The following is a 20,557-nucleotide window of genomic DNA, read 5'->3' as shown; positions in this document are numbered from 1 at the left end:
GCGGATCGCCATCAGCGCCGACCGCCCGGGTGCTCGATGTCGTCGAGCTGCTGGCGCGGTCGCCAAACGCGCGCCTGCGCTTCTCCGACGTGGTGCGCGAGCTGGCTCTCACCCAAGCGACCGCACACGCGATTCTGAAGACGTTGTGCGACCGCGGTTGGGCGAGCCGCGATCCGGTCGAAAAGACGTTCGCCCTCGGCCCCGCGCTCGCGGTGGTGGCCGCCCGCACGGACACCGCCCGGCCGCTCGCGCATGCGGCGCGATCCGCGGCACTGCGACTGTCCCGCGGAGTCGGCTACGCCTGCTCGGTGGTTGAGAAGTTCGGTGAATCGTTGGTGGTCACCGCCTTTGAAGGTGAACCCGCCACGCAGCCGTCGGGGATACCTGGTGATCGCATTCCGTACGCGCCGCCGTTCGGTGTCGCAATGGCGGCGTGGGACACCGAGGCGCAACAGCGCGCGTGGATCCGGCGGGGTGCGGGCGACAATGCCGAGCGCACCCAGCGCCTGCAACAGGTGTTGGCGCATACGCGCGAACGGGGATTCGACGTGGACTGGACGACGCCGGCGCTCGCGCAGGCGGTGCAGGTGGTCGGCACGTTGGACAGCAGCGACATGCCGACCTCGGTGCGTCACATCATGGATCAGCTGCGGGTCGAGTTCACCACCATCGGTTTCCTGTCCGACGACAACCCGGGCCGGCGCAAGCAACCCGTGGTGACCATCGCCGCGCCGGTTTTCGACGACCGGGGCCGCGTCGCCCTGATGGTGGCCGTGCACCCGCTGTGCGCGCTCGGTGCGCGACAGATCCGCGACATCGGGAAACGCCTGACCGACGAGACCGTCGCGCTCAGCGGATCGGCACCGCAACCGGCCGCGGTCGATACCGCCATGTAGGTCGCCGCGCACGAGGTCTGACGGGATTGGCCGTGGCCCGCTGGTGTCGGGGTAGCCTCGCTTGGGAGGCGAAAAGTGGTGGCACATAGCTACGTTGTGGACGAGCTGGCCGATTTCGTCGTCGGAGCGCAGCCGGCAGATCTGAGCGAGCGGCCGCGCGCACTGTTGAAACGCAACGTGCTCGACAGCATCGCGTGCGCCGTCGGCTCGCTGGACGGGGAGCTCGTCCCCACCATTCGTGACCACACCGCCCAATTCGGTGGCGCCCCGACGGCCACGCTGGTCGGCGGTGGGCGAGCATCGGTGGACCAGGCCGCGTTCTTCAACGCGGTCCTGGTGCGCTATCCCGATCTGCTCGACACCTACCTGACCGTGGGCGGACTCTGCCATCCCGCCGATAACTTCGGCGCAGTTCTGGCCGTGGCCGAGCACACCGGCGCCGGGGGAGCCGACTTCCTGCTCGCGCTGGCGGTCGCCTACGAGATCCAATGCCGTTTCAGCGCACGGGTTCCCGTGATGGCCCGCGGCCTCAACCACGCCCTGCAGCTGTCCATGTCGGTTGCGGCGGGCAGCGCGAAGCTATTGGGACTGAGCGCCGGACAGACCGCCAACGCCATCGCCGCGGCGGCGGCCGACAATGTGTCGCTGGCGACGGTCCATGCCGAACCGGTGTCGAACTGGAAGGGCATCTCGCCGGCGATCACCGGCATGCGTGCCGTGTACACGACGATGCTGGCCGCGCGTGGCATCACCGGACCCAAGTCGCTGTTCGAAGGCCCGCACGGGTTGGTGCAGCTGTTCGACCAGCCCATCGATCTTCAAGCCGCCGACCGGAGCCTCACCTGCGTCGAGCAGACCTACTTGAAGCAGTACTGCTCACTCATCCACGGCCAGGTCGTCATCGACGCGGTTCTGGCCGTGCGCAGCGAGAACGGTTTGCGCGGTGCAGATGTGACGCGGGTGATCCTCGAGGTGTTTCAGGGAGCATACGACTTCGCCGGCGGGGGTGCGTATGGCGACAAAGAACATCCGACCACCAAGGAGCAGGCCGACTACAACCTCAAGTACCTGACCGCGGTCGCCCTGATCGATGGTGGCGTGGGCCCCGAACAGCTTGAGAATGACCGGGTTTCGCGCCACGACGTGCAAGATCTGTTGTCGCGGGTGGAGGTCGACGTCGCCGACGACCTGACCGCCGACTACCCGCAGCGCACCGCGGCGCGGGTGCACGTGATTACGACCGACGGGCGCAGATTCAGCCGCGAACAGTCCGATTACGAGGGATCACCCACCCGTCCGATGTCCTGGGAACGCGTCGTGGACAAGTTCGGCTGGCTCGCCGAACCCTTCTGCGACGAGGCGCTGGGTGACGACATCGTCGCCGCGGTCGCGCGGCTCGACGAGATCTCCGTCACCGAGCTCGCCGGACTCCTCGGGTCGGTGCGCCCCACCGCTCGGTGCGCGCGCAGCAAGCCGCGCTTTTGACCCACGATGCGCGCCCCCTTGCGTGGGCGACCGTCCGCCATGAATGATCCCGCCATGGGCAAAGAACACCGCCGCAACCGGTGGGAGCTGGTCACTTGCGCGGTAGCCGGCCACGCCACCTACGCACCCGACGAGAAGTCACTCGCCGACCGCCTGAGCGGCAGCACCGGGCTGGGCGAAGTGTGGCGCTGCTTGCGGTGCGGCGAATTCACCGTCGGCGAGCCGCACGGACGCGGCCGCGCCGAAGATGCGCCGATGATCATGCGCGGCAAGGCCTTACGCCAGGCCATCATCATTCGCGCATTGGCGGTGGAACGTGTGTTGCGGGCGGTGGTGATTGCGCTGGCGGCCTACGCAGTGTGGAAGTTTCGGGGGGCGCGCGGCGCCATCCAGGCCACCCTCGATCGCGACCTGCCGATCTTCCGCACCGCCGGATTCAAGGTCGATCAGATGACCATCGTGCACGAACTGGAGAAGGCGCTGGCCGCCAAGCCATCCACCCTGACCCTGCTGACCTTGGCGCTGGTGGGTTACGCGCTGATCGAGGTCGTCGAAGGCGTTGGCTTGTGGTTGCTCAAGCGCTGGGGCGAATACTTCGCGGTGATAGCCACCTCGGTCTTCTTGCCGCTCGAGATCCACGACCTGGCCAAGGGCATCACCATGACCCGGGCGGTGACCTTCACCATCAATGTCGCCGCGGTGATCTACCTGTTGGTCTCGAAACGCTTATTCGGGCTGCGGGGCGGGCGCAAGGCCTACGACGAGGAACGACGCGGCGAACAGTTGCTCGACGTCGAGAAGGCCGCGGCGGCGAACTGATCCCACCCGGGCACCGCCCGCCGGAGCGGTCCGTTTCCCGGGCATACTGCCCAGAGAACGGAGGAATCAATGGGGACCTATGCCGTTACCGGCTCGGCTTCGGGGATGGGCCGCGAGACCGCCGCGCGCCTTCGGCGCAATGGGCACAGCATCATCGGTGTCGACATCAAGGAGGCCGATATCATCGCCGACCTGTCGACACCCGATGGACGTAAAGCGGCGGCCGACGGTGTCCTGGCGGCCGCGGGCAACAGACTCGACGGTGCCGTCCTGGCGGCCGGCCTGGGGCCCAGCCCCGGTCGCGATCGTATTCGAAAGATCGCCGCGGTCAACTACTTCGGGGTCGTCGAATTGCTCGCCGCCTGGCGTTCCGCGCTGGCTGCCGCCGAACGCGCGAAAGTCGTTGTTGTCGCCAGTAACTCGACGACGACGATACCTGCGGTGCCCCGCCGGGCGGTCAAAGCGCTGCTTGCCCACGACGCGGACAAGGCGGTGCGAACGGTTCGCCTATTAGGTCCGGCGGCGCCGACGATGATGTACGGGGCGTCCAAGATCGCAGTCAGCCGATGGGTGCGGCGGCACGCAGTGCTTTCGGAATGGGCCGGGTCGGGCGTGCGCCTGAATGCGTTGTCGCCCGGCGCAATCATGACACCGCTTCTGCAGGAACAATTATCGAACCCAAGGCAGGCGAAGGCGGTCCGGTCGTTTCCCGTCCCCCTCGGGGGCTTCGGTGACCCGGGGCACATGGCCGACTGGATGTGTTTCATGCTGTCGGATGCCGCCGATTTTCTGTGCGGCAGTGTAGTATTCGTGGACGGCGGTACCGACGCGTATTTCCGCCCTAACGACTGGCCCAAAGCGATACCGGCACACCGATTGCCGGGTTATCTGCGCCGGTTCAAGGGTTTTCACTAAACGCACTGTCGCGTGCCTTTCGTTGCGTCACGGATGTGCCGTGCGCCACAAAAGGGTTTTCGTGACGTTTACCGCGGCGCGGCGCCACCGTAAAACGGCGGCGGTGCAATTGACTGAGTCGGCGCACATGCCGAAAAAGCAAAGGAATCAACCGTGGCCACACTTCCGGCCTGGGTCAGCCAGGCTCCCGCAACTTTCGACGGGGTCGCGCCGCTAAAGGCGCACACCGTCCATGTAGTGCACGCGGTGCTCAGAAGCAAGCGGCGACCGGCGACCACGAGGCCGCGCCTGATGACCAAAGGCGCCGAACGCTGTTGACGGCCCAGGCAGACGTCCTACCGGGACCAGGGATCCGGCTTGTCCCTGCCGGTATCGCTCACTTTTGGCCGAATGCCTGCCTGCACCGCCCGCTCGCGTTCGCGCCGCCGGGCCCGGGAGACGCGCAGATTGACGGCGTTGCCGCAGGTCTTGACGTCGTGCCACACTCCGCTGTTGTTCTTCGAACGGTCGTAAAACGTTGACCCGCACCGGTGGTTGTGGCATCGCTTGATCCGCCGCCACGTGCCGGCTTGCTGGCTCAACAAAATCTCGCCCCACAGCGCCGACGCTAGCCAGCGCCAACCGCCGCCGCTGGGATACAGCCGGATCTCACCGGACTTGGATACGGTGAACGATGCGGTGACACCGCGGGTGCCCCGCCCACTCGGCGGTTCGCCGGCCACCAGCTGCTCGATCGTGGCACGCAAGCCGCGAAGCTTGTCCAAATCCGCGTAGCCCAGCTCGGGTGGCTGCAGATCCGCGTCGCGTGCGACCGACCACGCCCGCACCGCGTTGCGCGCCCAGTCGCCGGCGAGGTCTAGGTCCGCCAGCAGGTCAGCTCCATACCCGTCGATACCCCTCGTGTTGAGGAAGTCCTGGACCAGGCCGAGGCCTCCGGGCGCTGTGGCACACCCGTATCGGTGTGACGCACCCCACGGCAAAGACATATCCAAATGCTACTTGCCTATGTCGAAGCCGTCAACTACTGTGACGTATGCAAAGCTATTTTGCCTAAGTCAAGGGAGCAGGGTCATGGTCAATGTGAAGGGATCGACGGTGGTCGTCACCGGTGGACAGCGCGGGCTCGGCAAGGCCATCGTCGCGGAGTTGTTGGAACGAGGCGCGGCAAAGGTCTACGCCACCGCCCGGGCGCCCCAGCCCAGTCGGGACCCGCGCGTGGTCAGCGTCGAACTGGACGTCACCAAGCCGGATTCGGTGGCCGCTCTGGCGGCCAGGGCGTCGGACGCCGACATCGTCATCAACAATGCCGGCGTGCTGGGCGCGCGCAGCCTGCTCGCCAGCGACATCGAAGAGGTACGAGCGGTCTTCGAGACGAATTACTTCGGCGCGCTGCGCGTGGCCAAGGCGTTCGCACCGATCCTGGCCGAAAACGGTGGCGGGGCATTGGTCGACATCGCCTCGATCCTGTCCTGGATGCCAGGATCCGGTGGGTACGGCGATTCCAAGGCCGCATTGTGGTCGACGACCAATTCGCTGCGGATCGAACTCGAGAAGCAGGGCACCCTGGTCGTTGCCGCCCACCTCGGCTTTACCGATACCGATATGACTTCCGGCTTCGACGCACCCAAGAACGATCCGCGCCAGGTGGCCCGCGCGATCGTCGACGGCATCGAAGGGGACGACACCGAAGTGCTGGCCGACGACGACACCCGTTACGTCAAGGCGGCGCTCTCCGGACCGGTCGAGGCGCTGCCCCGGATGGGATGAACCGAGTGGAGGCCTGGAGGTCTGTCCGAAGGCAGAACCGTGGTGCGACGCTGGGTCAAGAACCCCTGTGCGGTCGCTCCACTTGTTCGGAGCTCGGGAGTGGGCTCGTTGCACTTCGGACAGACCACCGGGTCATCTCGGCAATGCCACCGTCGCACGCGTCCGGCGAACCCTGCGACGGCCAAAGTCCTCAGAGCCCCGGCCCAATGTCACCGCCACAACACCTCGCTGGACGTGTTTGGATAGCGACATGCCCGATACGGAACTCGATCGCATGGTGAGCGCCACCCGCGTGATGTCGGCGAACGCCGCCCGGATTTTCGAACTGATCGCCGACCCGTCCCGCCAACCGAGCTGGGACGGCAACAACAACTTGGCCTCGTCCGCTGCCGGCCAGCGCGTTCATCGGGTGGGTGACATCTTCGAGACAACGCTGACCAACGGCGCGGTGCGCGAGAACCACGTCACCGAGTTCGTGGAGGGTAGCAAAATCGCTTGGCGCCCAGCCGAGCCCGGCAAGCAGCCACCGGGCCACCTGTGGCGGTGGGAGCTCAGTCCGGTCAACGCCGAACTCACCACGGTGACCCACACCTACGACTGGACGGCGCTCACCGACCCCAACCGCATCGCAAAAGCCCGTGCGACGACCGCCGACATGCTGCGCGAGTCGATGGACCGGCTCGCCGTGCTGGCGCAATCGCCGGAATAGGCCCGCCGCTGGAAACGCCTTGCGATTCAGCCCTTCTTACCGCGCACCCACTGGAACGTGCCCAAATTCTTCACCCTGATGCTCGCAAAACCGTTGTCTTCGAGCGCATCACCGATCTCGTCGTCATCGAACGCGTGCGCCCCGACGTTCGGCAGCAACTGCCAATAGCGGGCCAAGCGCCCGGCGGTCGGGACCATGACGGCCAGCCTGCCGCCGGGCCGCAGCACGCGCGCGATCTCGGCGAGGGCGGCCGCCGGATCCGGCACCAATTGCAGCACCGCGGTCGACACTGCCACGTCAATGGTGCTGTCCCGCAGCGGAAGCCGCTGCGCATCGGCCTTGATGAAACCGACCTGCGGGCCGGCCTCATTGCGGACAGCTCGCGCAAGCATCGGCTCGGAGATATCGACTCCGAGGGCCAGCCCTTCGGGACCGGCGGCACGTGCCAGCGACGCGGTGACGTTGCCCGGTCCAGAGCCGACGTCCAGCGCGACACCGCCCTGCGGGACCTGCAACCACTCCAGCGGCAGTTGCCATGCGCTGATCCAGCGCCGGGAAAGCGCTTGGGCGTTGTCGTAGAGCATCGATCCGATCGGTGAGGCCCACGCCGCCTGGATCGGGCCGGTGTTCTTCTCGACTACGCCGTGCTTGTCGGCGCCGAGCAGGTCAAGATAGCCGCGGCTCACGTCGGGATCGGCCGGCGGGTCGACGAGCAGGTCCAGCGCCCGCCGAAGCGCCGGAGGCAGCCAGGTGTGCACGTCCGTCATGCGTACTCCTTAGATCAAATCTCAAGCTAGGCACCAGAAATCAAATGGAAAGCCGCGAAGCCTCGGCCCTGAGTCCCCGTCCGCAGCCTACGCCGAGGGCCACGACGCTTCGACCGCAGTGATTTGTCGATCGGGTTACCGGTGCACGACGGCGTGCTCACGGACCAGCGCGTACAGCCGCCAGTAACCCGGGACGCCCTTGAGCGCGGTCTCACCGCGGTCGCCGAACCGGTGCCGCGACCCGGTGACGATGTCGCGCAACGTGGAAGACACCAGTACCTCACTGGGCCCCGCGAGCGCCGCCACCCGCGCGCCGATGTGCACGGCCATGCCCGCGACGTCCGCTCCGCGCATCTCGACTTCACCGGCGTGAATGCCGACCCGCACCTCGATGCCCAGAACGTGAACGGCGTCCACGATGGCGTCGGCGCACGCGATCGCCGCGCTTGGGCTGCTGAACGTCGCGACGAATCCGTCTCCGGCCGTGTTGACTTCGCGGCCGCCGAACCGCTGCAGCTCGTGGCGCACGATCGTGTCGTGGTTGTCCAGCAGGTCGCGCCAGTGGTGATCACCCAGCGCGGCGGCGCGCTGGGTGGAGCCCACGATGTCGGTGAACATGATGGTGGTGAGCAGCCGCTCGGCGTCGGAACCACCGCGCACCCCGGTGATGAACTCCTCGATCTCGTCGAGCATCGGCGCGGTCTCGCCCACCCAGTACAGGGCGTCCGCTCCGGGCAGTTCGACCAGGCGCGAGCCGGGGATGCGCTCGGCCATGTAGTGCGCGTGCTCGACGGGGCTGAAGGCGGGGTTGTCGCGATGCAGGATCAGCGTCGGCACGCTGACGCGCGGCAGCCTGTCGCGGACGTCGCCCTCCCGGACCTTGTTGATGAACGCACGCGCCATGCTCGGTGACGCGGCCCGGTTGCCGGCCATGTCCCACCACGAGCGGAATGCGTCGTCGTCTGCAACAGAGGGCGCGATGATGCCGAGCATGTCGAAACCCTGCTCGACGGCGTCCGGCTCCATTCCGACCGACGTGAATCGGTCGGCGTCGTCGAGCTCGGCCCCGATGGGGTAGTCGGGACCCCGCAGCGTTCGTGCCGCGCCGTTGGCTATGACGAGGCTGTTGACCCGGTCTGCGTGGTCGACCGCGAGAACCACACCGGCCAGCGTGGTGAAACCCGGGGCGAAGACCGTGGCTCGCTCGCAACCCACCGCGTTCATGACCGCGAGCGCATCCTGTGCCCACGATTCCGGGCCGAGCATGTCCAGCGAGGGAACCCGGGACGACAGGCCGATCCCGCGCTGATCGAAGCGGATCACTCGGCAGAACGACGCGAGCCGGCGGTGAAAGCGGTACATCGAGGGCTCGAGGTCGACACAGTCGATCGGGATCAGCGGGCCCGGCAGCACGAGCAGGTCCATCGGGCCATCGCCGAAGACCTGATAGGCGATGTCGATCTCGCCGCAACTGGCATACCGGGTCCGCGGAGCCGCAGAACTCCCAGCCACGGCTCAAGGCTAGTTCAGGATGCCGACAATTTGAGCGCCGTTAGCGGCCCGGCTTGCGGCTGATGATGGGCACCAGATAACGGGCGGCGTACTCGCGAACCGCGGCGGTGTCCGAGATGTCGAGCCGGTCGGTGGGAAAGACGATGATGCCAAGGGCGACGCGAAGCAGTATGTCGGCGATGTTGTCCAGGTCGGATTGAGGAAGCTCAGCGCCGCAGCGGCGCAGGGTGTGCGCGATTCCGTCGGCGAATTGGAGAATCGGGAAGGCCTGGGACCGGGAGAACATGCCGAGCAGTTCGGGTTCGCTTTCGGCGATCCGCGAATACAGCGGTGAGTCCTGGACCAGGCGCACCCCGAGCGCGAAGGCCTCGATCACGGCCTGTTGCGGGTCACAGCCCGTCGTCGCGTGGTCCAGGGTGACGAAGAATAGGCCCGCCTCGCGGCGCACCACCTGAGCGAACAGGTTCTCCTTGGTCGGAAAGCGACGGTAGATGGTGCTGCGGCTGACCCCGGCCCGCGCGGCGACGTCGTCGATGTTGGCGCGTCGCACCCCGTAGGTCTCGAACACGCTTCGCGCGGTGTCCAGGATGGTGCGATCCAGATCGGTGAGCGCCTCGGCGGCAGCAGAGGCAGAGGCAGAGCCCGGTTCGGACTGCATGATTGGCGGCATCGTATCAACTCTTCGGCATCGCTTACCGCCGGCTTTCGGGCGTCGGGACCCCGCGATGGGCAACGGTGGTGAGCCCCTGTAGGCTGTGGAACAAAGATACGACTTTGTGTCATCGATTCATACTGGTAGGCGGCCCTGACGATGCAGCGCCGGTGCGACGAGGAGGTGGGCATGACCGTCCAGAACGACGAGTCGGCCGCCGCAACCGCTGGCTTGCGTTTCGACACCGGCGTTCGCGAAGCGATGCCCATGCCGATCGACGACGAGATCGCCGAATCCGGCCCGCGGCTGGGGCCGGATTCGTTGATCTGGAAATTTTACGGGGACATTCGCACCCAGCTCTTCGGGTTCCAGCGCACCGCGGGGGTGGAGAACTGCATCGAGCAGCTGGCCCAGGGCGTGCTGGACCACTCGGTGATCTTCAGTGACACGCTGGGCCGGGCCAAGCGGACCGCGCCGCCTTTGATGAACACCGTCTATTCCGACGAGCCCCACGAGTGGGGCCGCAAGGTGCGCGACTTCCACAAAACGATCAAGGGCACCATCAGCGACGGCTCGCGGTATCACGCGCTGAATCCGGAACTGTTCTACTGGGCGCACGCCAGCTTCGTCGACCAGGTCATCTACAACACCGACACGTTCATCCGCCGGCTGTCTGACGCCGAGAAGGAACAAATCTTCAACGAGGGCAAGCTCTGGTACAGGCTGTACGGCGTCAGCGACCGCGGACAACCGCAGACGTACGGCGACTTCGTGGCCTACTGGGACGAGATGCTCGACCGGTTCGTCCCGCACAAGACCGTCCTGTACGGCACCGGCTACATCCGCAAGGGCATACCGGGTCCGCGCCGGATTCCCAAGCCGGTCTGGAAGGTCCTATCGGCGCCACTGAACGCCTACACCCGGCTGGTGGTGGTCGGAACCCTGCCGCCGCAGATGCGCGCGGTGTGCCAGCTGCACTGGGATGCCAAGAAGGAGAAGCGTTTCCAGCGTCTCGCCGCGGCCATCCGCGCGCTCAACCCGCTGCTCAACCGGCTGCCCGTCCGAGTGCTCTACACAAGCTGGGCCGCCGCCGCGTGGCAGCGAGCGGGCGTCGACCCGCGCCGGCTGCACCACCTCCCGGCCGCGTAACCGAACCGTCAGGGGCCGCATTTGTCGTGACAGCGCCCGGGCGCATAGGGCATCGTGGTTAGCCGGCTCCGCATTGGGGCATTCGGCTCTGTCGGCCAGATGGCCGGTCGAGCGAGCCGTGGCAGGCGACCCCGAAGGAGAACCGCGATGCAGATGACGGGCAATACCGTTCTGGTCACCGGTGGCGGCAGCGGCATCGGCCGTGGTCTGGCGGAATCTTTCCACCGGCTGGGCAACCAGGTGATCATCGCCGCCCGGCGCAGCGACCACCTACGGGCCGTGGCGGAGGCCAACCCGGGTATGCAGACCCTGTCGCTGGATCAGGGCGACGCCGCCGACATCCGCCGATTCGCCACCCAGCTGACCGACCACTACCCCGACCTGAACGTACTGGTCAACAACGCCGGGATTCAGCGGGTCGAGGACCTGACAGGTAGCAACGTCGGCTTGGCCGAACAGAGCATCGCCATCAATCTGCTGGGCCCCATCCGGCTTACCTCGGCACTGCTGCCGGCGCTGCTGCGCAAGCCGCACGCCACCGTCCTGAACGTGACGTCCGGGCTGGCCTTCATGCCCAGCGCGCTCACCCCGACGTACTGCGCCGCCAAGGCGGCGTTGCACTCCTACACCGAATCGCTGCGGTTCCAGCTCCGTGACACCTCGGTGCAGGTGATCGAGATCATTCCGCCACACGTGCAGACCGCGCTGCAGGGCGAGCGGGGATTCGACCCGCGGGCGATGCCACTGGAGGATTACATCACCGAGACGATGACGCTGCTGCAGACGCAGCCCGACGCCAAGGAGATCGTGGTGGAGCGCGTCAAGATGTTCCGGTTCGCCGAACGCGACGGCACCTACGACGACATCTATCCGCGTTTCAACGAGGCGATCACGGCCATACTCGGCAGTTAGGCCGTGCTGAACATCGCATCGACGCACATGAAACTCTCTGTGAAATAAGGCGATTAGGTGACGTGAGGGCGTGACCACACGCCTTTCTTGGCGGCCAAAGCCGTCGGGTCAGTCCCGCCACTCGGCGCCGATCAGGTGGTCGCCGATCTCGGCGACGGCTTATGCGGCGTTGCGCCCGGCCGTATGACCGAACCCAACGTGGACAAACTCAACCTCGAGCCCGTGTGTGGGTGTCGGCCTGGTCGCGCGAGGCCGGGTGGGTGCCGCTGCGGCATTCGCTGGTGTCACGGCGATCACCGGCGACGCGACGCTGATCGACCCCCTGGTGGCCGAGCCGACCGTCGGCAATGTCTACTGCGGGCACCATCCGAGTGGCTGCATGCGCCGCAACTTCCGCACGACGGATTTCTGGCCGACGCCATGATGCGCAGCACGGGCTTCATCAGGGATTAGTCGCGGTAGCGGTTCGCCGGTTACTCTCCGAAGCCGCCGTGCGGCGAGGCGACCGACGGTGCGGCGGGGCCGCCCAGTGCCAGGTGGCTGGAGGCGAAGGCGACGCCCTTGTCGATCATGGCGCCGTCGTCGGCGTAGGTGTCGTGGGCGGCGAAGTTCATCCCGTCGGAACACACCGGGTCTTCGGTGGCGCAGACCTTGATGGTCTTGTCTTGGTAGGCGGGGCCGATGACTACCGGTGGTTCACCGAGGAAGTTCATGGCGCGCACGTTGGGCATGCCGTAGAGCACGACTGAGGAGACGTGGTTGGCGACGTCGGGGGACAGCGGTTTGGGGACGGTGTTGGGGTCGACGCCGTCGGGTACGGCGGCTGAGGTGACAAAGCCCATGACGGCCGCGCCCTGGGAGTAGCCGCCGAGCACCATCTTGGTGTTGGGGCAGTCGTGGGCCATCGAATTGACGTGGGCGCCCGCGTCTCTGATGCCATCGATGCCGGTGGCCCATTGGTCGCTGGCGGGGTAGTTGACCGGATAGACGTCGAGCGACCGTCCGCCCACGCGTTGGCGCAGGGAGTCGACGAAGGCCTGGCCGGTGGGGCCGACGCCCGGTGCTTCGCCGGTGCCGCGGGCGAATACCACTTGCACGTCGGGACACTGGGCGAAGGCCGACGGGATGACGGCGGCGGACACGGCCGACACGGCCACGCCCGACGCTGCGATAACCGCTGCTGAACCGATGGAACGAACGATGTGACGCGCGATCATGCCGCCATTGTGCCCAACCGACACGCCTCTTAAACACCGGAAACACCGGAATTACCGTGTTCTCATAAATTAATCGCCGCTGATGCGGACGGGCTGAGATCGGTTGCGCGCCGTACTCATCCGCCGCCGGTGTGGGAACTTCGCGCGCCTACCCCATCATCGAGACCGCCTCCTGAGCCGTCACGAGCGGGCCGGAGCGCGGGCCCGTGATGCAATGTGGTCTGCTACTTGTAGTTACGAGCCCGGGGCGCGGTGAAGCAGCAGCCGACCTCGGCGATCGGCTCGAGTGGATGCGGCAGCGAAGTTGAATGCGATAGCGCAGGCTCTGCAAACGGTCACGGACCACGTGGCCAACCCGGCGCGGGTATCGGACCCCGATAGGTTGCGCGCCGCCGTCTTAGGCAAAACCGTCTTGGTGACCGGCGCCTCCTACGGCATCGGTGAGGCGACCGCACGCAGCGTCGCCGCGGCGGGGGCGACCGTCCTGGTGGTGGCCCGGTCCGAGGAACGGCTCCACGACCTTACGGCGTCGATCAACGCCGGCGGGGGTAAAGCGGTCGCGTACCCGACCGACCTCACCGACGAATCCGCGGTGAGCACCCTGACCAAGCAGATCACCGAGGAGCACGGCCCCCTCGACATCCTGGTGAGCAACGCAGGCAAGTCACTGCGCCGCTCGTTGCACGACCAATACGACCGACCGCACGACTTCCAGCGCACCATTGACATCAATTACCTGGGGCCGGTGCGGCTGCTGCTGGGGCTGCTGCCGGCCATGCGCAACAACGGCAGCGGGCACATAGTAAACGTGTCGAGTGTCGGCGTGCGGGTGGTGCCGGGTCCGCAGTGGGGTGCCTACCAGGCGTCGAAGGGCGCCTTCGACCGGTGGCTGCGCAGCGTGGCCCCGGAACTGCATACCGACGGCGTCGATGTCACCACGGTCTATTTCGCACTGGTCCGAACCAGGATGATCGCGCCTACACCGTTGCTCGGCCGTCTTCCCGGACTGTCGCCGGACGAAGCCGCCGACGCCATCGCCAAAGCGATCATCGAGCGGCCGCGCACCATCGAACCGCCCTGGGTGCTACCGGCCGAGTTGGCCTCTGTGCTGCTGGCAGGCCCGGCCGACTACGCTGCGCGGGTGTGGCATCGCCGGTTTTTGACGCAGCCCGACACCGACGAGGCCGACGATGTCGAATGACCGCGTGGTGACCACCGCCGCCCGTGCCCTGCTGCGCTCCGGTCTGCTCAATCCGCTGACCCCGCTTGCGGGGTTTCGGCTTCTTCGCGAGGCCCGACGGGGTGGCACGAATCCCTATACGCTCTTGGCGGTCACGACCGCTCGTTGGCCCGACCGGACGGCGATCGTCGACGATGACGGCGCGCTGAGCTATCGCCAGCTGCAGCAAGCCACCGAGTCCCTGGCGAAGCGGTTGTCCGCCGACGGCGTCGTGCACGGACAGGCGGTCGGGGTGATGTGCCGCAATGGACGCGGTTTCGTCGCGGGCGTTTTCGCCGCCGCGCTGCTGGGCGCCGACGTAGTGCCGATCAGTACGGAGTTCCGCAGCGATGCGCTGGCGGCCGCGATGCAAGCCCACCGCATTTCGGCCGTGGTCGTCGACGAGGAATTCGCTGAGCGAGTCCGGGCCGCGGATGACTCGGTCGTCACGGTCGATCCGGCGACGGTCGGCACCGACGAGGGCGCGCGCAGGCCGAACGTGGCCGCACCCGGTCGCATCGTGCTGTTGACGTCGGGCACCACCGGGCAACCCAAAGGGGTGCCGCGCACACCCCAGCTGCGCTCCGCGGTGGGCGTGTGGGTGACGATCCTCGATCGCACCCGGTTGCGCACGGGCTCACGAGTCTCGGTGGCAATGCCCATGTTTCACGGGTTGGGGCTGGGCATGCTGATGCTGACATTCGCGCTCGGGGGCACGGTCCTGACCCGCCGTGAATTCGACGCCGAAGCCGCGCTGGCCCAGGCGTCGCTGCAGCGCGCCGACGCCTTCACCGCGGTGCCCGTCGTGCTCGCACGCATCCTGGACCTACCCGAGCGGGTGCGGGCACGAAACCCGTTGCCCTACTTGCGGACAGTGATATCCAGCGGCGACCGCCTCGACCCCGCTCTGGGCCAGCGGTTCATGGACGCCTACGGCGACATCCTCTACAACGGCTACGGTTCCACCGAAGTCGGCATCGGTGCGCTGGCCACGCCCGCGGACCTACGCGAGGCTCCTGAGACGGTCGGGAGACCCGTCGTGGGGTGCCCGGTGCGCATCCTCAACAAGGGCGGCAGGCCGGTTGGGCCGCGTGTGACGGGGCGGATCTTCGTCGGCGGCGAATTGACGAGCCAGGGCTATACAGACGGCGCGGCGAAAGCCGTCATCGACGGCATGACCAGCACTGGCGACATGGGCTATTTGGACAACGCGGGCCGGCTGTTCATCGTCGGTCGCGAAGACGACATGATCATCTCCGGCGGCGAAAACGTCTATCCGCGTGCGGTAGAGAACGCGCTCGCCCAGCACCCCGCCATCGCCGACAGCGTGGTGATCGGTGTCCCCGACGAACGGTTCGGTCAGCGGTTGGCCGCGTACGTGGTCGCCAAGCCGGGCGGCGAGATCGATGTGGCGGAGTTGCGCGAGTATCTGAAGGGCCGGGTCTCTCGCTTCGAACAGCCCCGCGATATCAACATCGTCGACGGCATCCCGCGCAATCCCACCGGCAAGGTGCTGCGCAGGGAACTGTCCGGCTGAACACGATCGTCCGCCTCATTACTCGCGCCGCTACACGGCGCTAACCGTCGCCGGACCGAAGGCTCACTCGTCGCCGGGCTCGAGGGCGGCGACCTGCTTGGCCAGCCAGTTGGGTGCCAGCGCCGAGATCGCGGTGGCACCCGCCGTCGAACCCAGCACGCCGGACCAGGCCACCGGGCCCAACGGTGTGCACCCGAAGAACTGGCTGAGCACCGGGGTCTGCACGATGCCGACCAATACGCCCGCGCTGCCGAGCGCGGTCGCCACGACGAGCGGGCTGTGCCGGCGTGTCAGCAACGTCTGTGCCAGCTGCGTAGTCACCAGTGCGGTCAAACCCATTGTCGCCGTGCGGCGTTCGGTACCCGGTGTCCACCGCCCGATGGTCCAGGCGGCCGTCGCACCCGCGGCCGTGACCGCGCCACGAGAGACGATCTGACGCATGAGCGGGGCGTCGAGCGAAGGGGTGGGTCCGGTGAGCACCTCGCGGCGGTGCAGCCGGCGCGCCTCATCGGCGGCCTCGTCGGAGTCGTACTCGGCTTCGTCGGGTTCGACGTACTGCGACGTGACCGCCACTGCGAGCGCGGGGAACATGTCGGTGAGCAGGTTCACCAGCAACAGCTGGCGCGTCCCCACCGGTGCGCGGCCCTGACCGAAGGCGGTCCCGATGATGGTGAACAACACCTCGCCGACGTTTCCGCCCACCAGGATGGTTACCGCGTCGCGAACCCCGGCCCACATGCTGCGGCCTTCGACGAGGGCGTCCATCAGCACGCTCAGATCGTCATCAGTCAAAACGATGTCGGCGGCGCCGCGAGCGGCGGACGATCCCCGACCGCTCACCCCGATACCGACGTCGGCCATCCGGATGGCGGCGGCGTCGTTGGCGCCGTCGCCGACCATCGCGGTCACGCGCCCGCAGCGCTGCAAGGCCGCCACGATCGCCACCTTCTGTTCCGGGCTGACACGGGCGAACACCTGCACGTCGGCGACCAGCCGGGCGCATGCGTCCTCATCGAGCCCGGCCAGTTCGGCGCCGGTCACCACCTGCGCGTCCGCGGGCAGGCCCAGCTGCCGGGCGATCGCGCGCGCGGTGATCGGGTGGTCGCCGGTGATCAGCACCACGTCACGGTCGGCGTCCACCAGCGCTTCGATCAACGGGCGCGCCGATGCCCGCGCGGTGTCGGCCAAACCGACGTAGCCGAGCAATTCGAGGTGCTCCGCCGCGGCGTCCACCGCATCGGCATCGGTGTCATCGTCTTCGGTCTCGTGCTTCCAACCGCGCTGCGCCACGGCGAGCACCCGCAAGCCCTGCTCGGCCAGCCCCCGCACTACCGCCTCGGCCCGCGCTCTGTCAGCTTTCGGATCGGCGAACTTGCAGCGCGGCAAGATGACCTCGGGAGCTCCCTTGAGCACCAGCACCGGCGCGGGCGCGGACTCGCCGTTGTCGTGGCCCTCGGTGCCGATCGCGGCGGCGAAGCCGCGACTGGACTCAAACGGCACCTCGGCGAGCATCATCCAGTCCGAATCACCGTGGCCGTTCAGCGAACTCGCGGCGGTGAGAATCGCTTCGTCGGTGGCGTGCGCATGTCCCTGGCCTTGCTGCGGCTGAGCGGACGCGCGCGCGGCGGCGCGCAGCAGGCCGGCCGATTCGGGATCGGTCAGTTTCGGGAACGGGTCGTGCGGATCGACATCGTCGGGCACGGCGCACACCACCCTCAGCCGGTTCTCGGTGAGAGTGCCGGTCTTGTCGAAGCAGATGGTGTCGACCCGGCCCAAGGCCTCGATGGTGCGCGGTGCGCGGACCAGGGCCCCACGGGCCGTCAGCCGCTGGGCGGCCGACAGCTGGGAGAGGGTGGCCACCAGCGGCAGCCCCTCGGGGACGGCGGCCACCGCGATCGCGACGCCGTCGGCCACCGCCTGTCGCAGTGGCGCGCGGCGCAGCAGCGCCAACGCCGACACCGTTGCGCCGCCGGCCAGGGTGAGCGGGAGCACCTTACTGGTCAGGTCCCGCAGGCGGGCCTGGATTCCGGCCGCCGTCTCGACGTCGGCGACGGCCGAGATCGCGCGGTGCGCGGCGGTGCCGACGCCGGTGGCCACGACGATCGCGCGGGCATGCCCGGCGACGATGGTGCTGCCCTCGAACAGCATGCTGGCGCGGTCGGAGTCGTTGACGGCGACGGGATCTACCTGCTTGTCCACCGGAAGCGACTCACCGGTCAGCAGCGACTCGTCGACCTCGAGGTCTTCGGCGATCAGCAGGCGGGCGTCGGCCGGGACCACTTCGGGTGCGGCCAGATCGATGACGTCGCCGGGCCGCAGGGACTTTGCGGATACCGTCGCGGTTCGGGTCGCGTGGCGGGCGGCCTCGAGCCGGCGGCGCGTGGTCGCGACGGCCGGAACGACGACGCGGCGCACCAGCTGGTCCTGCTCGGCGAACAGCTCGGCGGCGGCGGCCTCGGCCCGCAACCGTTGCGCGCCACCGGTTATCGCGTTGACCGTCATCACACCGGCCACCAGCAGCGCATCGATGTTGCTGCCGACGATCGCCGACGCCGCCGCGCCGACGGCCAGGATCGGCGTCAGTGGATCGGCGAGTTCGGTCCTGGTGGCCGACGCCAGTCTGACCACATTGTGCAAGGGCTTGCGCAGGGGCTCCAGCGCGGGGCTGTACGACAGGTCGTCGAGACGGCGTCGCCAGGACGGCTCGGTTTCGACGGCCAACGGCCGCGCCCCACCGGCCAGCCGCGAGTACACGATTTCGGGATCCAGTGCGTGCCAGGCGGTGAGCGGTTGGGGGGTGGGGTCGGGCAACCGGAGCACCCGGGCGGCCGAGAAGGTTCCCGCCAGCAGGGCGGTGGCCGCCGCGGCATTGACCGGGTTGAGCCAGCGCCGGAAGCTCACCGGGCTGGTGGCCTTCTCTTCTTCGCCGGTGACGAGCAGCAGACCCGCAAGCGTGGTGCCGCCCTGCGCCAGGTGCACCGCCGATTCGCTGGCCGACCGGGCCACCGGGATCGCCGACAAAATGCGCACCGCGTCGGCCAGGTCGGTGCCGGTGATGATGTCCGCCGTCCACGCCGTCGCGGCGCGCGGATCATCAAGCGCCACACCGACATCGGCGATCGCAAGCGCGGCCAGGGTGTCCGTCGAGGCGAAGTCCCGGTGCAGTGCGGTGATCAGCAGCACCGGTCCACGATCGGCTCGCAGCTCACGGACGACGTTCAGCAGCGGCGTGCCGGGCGGATGCGTGGTGCCGACGCTGGCGGTGAGGTCCTCGGTGCCCGCGACGTGGCGCAACACCACCCGCGCGCCGGTGCGGTTCGCGGTCTGAAACAGCGGAATCGCGTAGGGGTCGACCTCCCAGCCCACGTCGACGCGGCCGACGCGTTCGCCGTCGACGATCAGGTCGGCGCTTTCCAAGCCCTGCGCCGGCGCCGCCGAAGACCCTTGAGTCCGCGCCCATCTCAGTCGCGCACCGGTCGCGGGCAGTTCGTCGGGGTCGGGGTCGGGCGCCTCTTCGCCGTGCAGCAGCGCGTCGGCCACCTCGTAGACCCGGTCGTCGTCCCAGCCGGGAGCGTCTCCGCGGACGCGCAAGACGGCGCGATGGTCGCCGCGCAGCGCGGCGCCGTCGATAACGACAACCTTGACCCGGTCCAGGCGGCGCAGGGCGCCCGGGTCCAGAACCAGTTGCCCGGAATTGGCCAGCCCGCGGCCGAGTATCGCTGCGAACGCCTGGCGGCCCATATGAGCGGCCCGGGGCACCCCGGCCTCGATGGCCGCGGCCGCGTCCTCGATGCCACCGCCGGCGACCAGCGCGCTGACCGCGGCGATCAGCGAGCCGTTGGCCGCCGAATCGACATAGCTTTCCACCGGGCCGGCCATCGAGCCTTTGGCCTTGTCCATCGCGGCGTCGATCGTTCCGCCGACCACGACGTGGGAGGCCTCGCCGGCCGCCGCCGCGGCCCAGCTGTGCCGGGGCACCTCCGACTTGGCCGAGGAGATGACCGGAACCACCGGAGCCTGCGGCCGATCAGGGGAGGCAAGCTGCGGCTCGCGGTCGCGCCACACGCGCCGGTGCGCCGATGCCTCGGAGACCTGCAGGGTGCGTTGCGTCAGGTCGAGCATCGGGGTGCCGAACGATTGGGTCAGACCGTGGGCGGCCGCCGTCGTCGCTGCCAGCGCGATGTCCGTACCCACCCGGCCCAATCGGCCCTCCAGGATCGAGACCATGCGCGGCTGATGATTGATGAGCGCGGCCGCGGCGCGGGTGGTCTGCGGCGCAGCGGGCAGCCGGGTCACCCATCCGGTGACCGCCGCGCCTATAGCGACGAGATCCATCGCCGCCGCGGTCAGCGGCACCAGAATCGCGAGCGGGTTACCCGGGTCGGCGAACGGTGCGGAAGGCAGTTGCGGCTCCGACTTCGACCACGTGATGTCGGCGGCGATCGAAGACACCCCCGTGCGCACCTCGTCCAGAACGGCGCTGACGTCTGCGCCATCGGACAGTTCGACCACCAGGCGGCCCAGCGAGCCCTCGACGTGGGCCTTGGCCACACCGGGGATTCGCCGCACCGGCTCTTCCACGGCGGGCGCGTATTCGTGCCAGCGCGGGAACGGCAGCAACGGATCCAGGTCCAGGTGCACGCGGTTCCCGCTGTGCCAGCGCACCGGCGGCACGATGGCGGCGCGGGAACCGTCGGAGGAGCTGTCGAATCCGATCGCGTGGCCCGTCGTCTGGGCGACCGATTGAATGACCGGGCCGGCGAGCTCGGTCACCGGACTGACCAGCGCCTGCAGTGCGCCAGCGGCCCCTGCCGCGGTGGAAACACCGGCCCGCACTGCCTGAGCGGCTCCGCCAGCAACACCAGCGACGACGCCGGAAACGCCGGGAATCTTCACTCGCCACCCTTCAACTTCGTCTACCGCCCGCAATGATCCTGGCGTGTGGAGGGGCTGTCCACACGTGGGCGGGAAGGTAAAACCATGCGACGACACCGATGACGA

Annotated in this window: 17 protein-coding genes; 11 read left to right on the top strand and 6 right to left on the bottom strand. The window is 68.0% G+C overall.

Going from position 1 to position 20,557, the window contains the following annotated elements:
- Positions 1-29 precede the first annotated feature (29 nt).
- From A5686_RS08490 to A5686_RS08475, 4 genes are all read left to right on the top strand, one after another.
- The gene (locus A5686_RS08490; RefSeq protein ID WP_067932999.1) at positions 30-896 is read left to right on the top strand and encodes a helix-turn-helix domain-containing protein; all 867 of its coding nucleotides are present in this window, start codon (positions 30-32) and stop codon (positions 894-896) included.
- Between the two features lie 96 nt (positions 897-992).
- Entirely contained in the window at positions 993-2,381 is a 1,389-nt protein-coding gene (locus tag A5686_RS08485; protein ID WP_067932997.1) for an MmgE/PrpD family protein, read from the top strand.
- A 54-nt stretch (positions 2,382-2,435) separates the two neighbouring features.
- Positions 2,436-3,200 carry a DUF2127 domain-containing protein gene (locus A5686_RS08480; RefSeq protein WP_067933062.1) on the top strand — a complete coding sequence of 255 codons (765 nt, stop codon included), beginning with the start codon at positions 2,436-2,438 and terminating at the stop codon, positions 3,198-3,200.
- A gap of 69 nt (positions 3,201-3,269) precedes the next feature.
- Entirely contained in the window at positions 3,270-4,115 is an 846-nt protein-coding gene (locus A5686_RS08475) for an SDR family oxidoreductase (RefSeq protein WP_067932995.1), read from the top strand.
- 335 nt (positions 4,116-4,450) lie between these two features.
- Here the strand turns inward: A5686_RS08475 and A5686_RS08470 are convergent, their stop codons facing one another.
- Positions 4,451-5,101: a CGNR zinc finger domain-containing protein gene (locus A5686_RS08470; protein WP_231986320.1), complete on the bottom strand. Its 651-nt coding sequence runs from the start codon at positions 5,099-5,101 to the stop codon at positions 4,451-4,453.
- An 85-nt stretch (positions 5,102-5,186) separates the two neighbouring features.
- Between A5686_RS08470 and A5686_RS08465 the strand changes: the two genes are divergently transcribed.
- The gene (locus A5686_RS08465) at positions 5,187-5,882 is read left to right on the top strand and encodes an SDR family oxidoreductase (protein ID WP_067932993.1); all 696 of its coding nucleotides are present in this window, start codon (positions 5,187-5,189) and stop codon (positions 5,880-5,882) included.
- 250 nt (positions 5,883-6,132) lie between these two features.
- Positions 6,133-6,591, top strand: a complete 459-nt coding sequence (locus A5686_RS08460) for an SRPBCC family protein (protein ID WP_067932991.1) — start codon at positions 6,133-6,135, stop codon at positions 6,589-6,591.
- Between the two features lie 26 nt (positions 6,592-6,617).
- On the opposite strand, the gene A5686_RS08455 is transcribed toward A5686_RS08460, so the two are convergent.
- From A5686_RS08455 to A5686_RS08445, 3 genes are all read right to left on the bottom strand, one after another.
- A complete protein-coding gene (locus A5686_RS08455) occupies positions 6,618-7,358 on the bottom strand; it encodes a methyltransferase domain-containing protein (protein WP_067932988.1) in 741 nt (246 codons plus the stop codon).
- Between the two features lie 135 nt (positions 7,359-7,493).
- Entirely contained in the window at positions 7,494-8,870 is a 1,377-nt protein-coding gene (locus A5686_RS08450; RefSeq protein ID WP_067932987.1) for an adenylate/guanylate cyclase domain-containing protein, read from the bottom strand.
- 40 nt (positions 8,871-8,910) lie between these two features.
- Positions 8,911-9,528 (bottom strand): TetR/AcrR family transcriptional regulator, encoded by a 618-nt coding sequence (locus tag A5686_RS08445; protein ID WP_067933058.1) that lies wholly within the window; start codon positions 9,526-9,528, stop codon positions 8,911-8,913.
- 183 nt (positions 9,529-9,711) lie between these two features.
- Here A5686_RS08445 and A5686_RS08440 point away from each other — a divergent pair, with 183 nt between their 5' ends.
- The 3 genes from A5686_RS08440 (at position 9,712) to A5686_RS27575 (ending at position 12,007) form a co-directional block, all read left to right on the top strand.
- Entirely contained in the window at positions 9,712-10,671 is a 960-nt protein-coding gene (locus tag A5686_RS08440) for an oxygenase MpaB family protein (protein WP_067933056.1), read from the top strand.
- 147 nt (positions 10,672-10,818) lie between these two features.
- The gene (locus A5686_RS08435) at positions 10,819-11,583 is read left to right on the top strand and encodes an SDR family oxidoreductase (RefSeq protein ID WP_067932983.1); all 765 of its coding nucleotides are present in this window, start codon (positions 10,819-10,821) and stop codon (positions 11,581-11,583) included.
- A 226-nt stretch (positions 11,584-11,809) separates the two neighbouring features.
- Positions 11,810-12,007 carry a hypothetical protein gene (locus A5686_RS27575; RefSeq protein ID WP_067932981.1) on the top strand — a complete coding sequence of 66 codons (198 nt, stop codon included), beginning with the start codon at positions 11,810-11,812 and terminating at the stop codon, positions 12,005-12,007.
- A gap of 49 nt (positions 12,008-12,056) precedes the next feature.
- Here A5686_RS27575 and A5686_RS08425 read toward each other — a convergent pair whose 3' ends face one another.
- Positions 12,057-12,800, bottom strand: coding sequence for a cutinase family protein (locus tag A5686_RS08425; protein ID WP_067932979.1), 744 nt, complete (start codon positions 12,798-12,800; stop codon positions 12,057-12,059).
- Between the two features lie 304 nt (positions 12,801-13,104).
- Here A5686_RS08425 and A5686_RS08420 point away from each other — a divergent pair, with 304 nt between their 5' ends.
- Both A5686_RS08420 and A5686_RS08415 read left to right on the top strand, forming a co-directional pair.
- Entirely contained in the window at positions 13,105-14,001 is an 897-nt protein-coding gene (locus A5686_RS08420; RefSeq protein WP_197520517.1) for an SDR family NAD(P)-dependent oxidoreductase, read from the top strand.
- A complete protein-coding gene (locus A5686_RS08415) occupies positions 13,991-15,556 on the top strand; it encodes an AMP-binding protein (protein ID WP_067932975.1) in 1,566 nt (521 codons plus the stop codon). Before A5686_RS08420 ends, A5686_RS08415 begins: the two co-directional genes overlap by 11 nt.
- Positions 15,557-15,619: 63 nt before the next feature.
- Here A5686_RS08415 and A5686_RS08410 read toward each other — a convergent pair whose 3' ends face one another.
- Positions 15,620-20,452 (bottom strand): cation-translocating P-type ATPase, encoded by a 4,833-nt coding sequence (locus A5686_RS08410; protein ID WP_067932972.1) that lies wholly within the window; start codon positions 20,450-20,452, stop codon positions 15,620-15,622.
- Between the last annotated feature and the right edge of the window lie 105 nt (positions 20,453-20,557).

The sequence above is a fragment of the Mycobacterium sp. E2479 genome (assembly GCF_001667925.1).
In the GTDB taxonomy this organism is placed as follows: Bacteria; Actinomycetota; Actinomycetes; order Mycobacteriales; family Mycobacteriaceae; genus Mycobacterium.
The sequence above is the reverse complement of the archived record's forward strand: the minus strand, read 5'-3'. Positions and strand labels throughout refer to the sequence as shown.

What these genes read in the sequence shown, in the direction of transcription:
- A5686_RS08465 (WP_067932993.1), top strand. Translation starts at nt 5,187, where the DNA reads ATGGTCAATGTGAAGGGATCGACGGTGGTCGTCACCGGTGGACAGCGC.
- A5686_RS08445 (WP_067933058.1), bottom strand. Translation starts at nt 9,528, where the DNA reads ATGCAGTCCGAACCGGGCTCTGCCTCTGCCTCTGCTGCCGCCGAGGCG.
- A5686_RS08460 (WP_067932991.1), top strand. Translation starts at nt 6,133, where the DNA reads ATGCCCGATACGGAACTCGATCGCATGGTGAGCGCCACCCGCGTGATG.
- A5686_RS08440 (WP_067933056.1), top strand. Translation starts at nt 9,712, where the DNA reads ATGACCGTCCAGAACGACGAGTCGGCCGCCGCAACCGCTGGCTTGCGT.
- A5686_RS08480 (WP_067933062.1), top strand. Translation starts at nt 2,436, where the DNA reads ATGGGCAAAGAACACCGCCGCAACCGGTGGGAGCTGGTCACTTGCGCG.
- A5686_RS08470 (WP_231986320.1), bottom strand. Translation starts at nt 5,101, where the DNA reads ATGTCTTTGCCGTGGGGTGCGTCACACCGATACGGGTGTGCCACAGCG.
- A5686_RS08455 (WP_067932988.1), bottom strand. Translation starts at nt 7,358, where the DNA reads ATGACGGACGTGCACACCTGGCTGCCTCCGGCGCTTCGGCGGGCGCTG.
- A5686_RS08475 (WP_067932995.1), top strand. Translation starts at nt 3,270, where the DNA reads ATGGGGACCTATGCCGTTACCGGCTCGGCTTCGGGGATGGGCCGCGAG.
- A5686_RS08415 (WP_067932975.1), top strand. Translation starts at nt 13,991, where the DNA reads ATGTCGAATGACCGCGTGGTGACCACCGCCGCCCGTGCCCTGCTGCGC.
- A5686_RS08425 (WP_067932979.1), bottom strand. Translation starts at nt 12,800, where the DNA reads ATGATCGCGCGTCACATCGTTCGTTCCATCGGTTCAGCAGCGGTTATC.
- A5686_RS08435 (WP_067932983.1), top strand. Translation starts at nt 10,819, where the DNA reads ATGCAGATGACGGGCAATACCGTTCTGGTCACCGGTGGCGGCAGCGGC.